Origin of the sequence: Caulobacter sp. 602-1 (assembly GCF_003931565.1) — a bacterium.
GTDB lineage: Bacteria > Pseudomonadota > Alphaproteobacteria > Caulobacterales > Caulobacteraceae > Caulobacter.
In genome coordinates, this window is record NZ_RRYI01000051.1 from 1 (window position 1) to 354 (window position 354).

The window sequence follows — 354 nt, forward strand, 5'->3', positions numbered from 1 at the left end:
GCCCAGGGTGGTCCACTTCTCGCTAGGCAATATCGGGGAAACTCGTATCACTAAGGAGTCAATGATGACATCCAAAAACACAACCGGTTCCAAGGCGACCATCGCCATTGTGCTGGTGACCTCACTGTTCTTTATCTGGGGTTTGACCATGAACCTCGTGAACGCGTTGAACTCGCCGTTCGCAAACTACATAGAACTCAGCAGCGCCGAAGCGTCATTACTGCAGGTGGCCTATTACGGCGCATACTTCGTCATGGCCATTCCGGCCGGCTTGATCGCCAAGCGTTTCGGTTATAAGGGCGGCGTCATCTCCGGTCTGCTCCTGTTCGCTCTGGGCGCGTTCATGGTGATCCC

At 54.8% G+C, this 354-nt stretch carries 1 pseudogene; it reads left to right on the plus strand.

Features of this window, described 5'->3' with window-relative positions:
- Window positions 1-64 precede the first annotated feature (64 nt).
- Window positions 65-354 (plus strand): annotated as a pseudogene (locus tag EIK80_RS25200) (glucose/galactose MFS transporter); the annotation flags it as partial.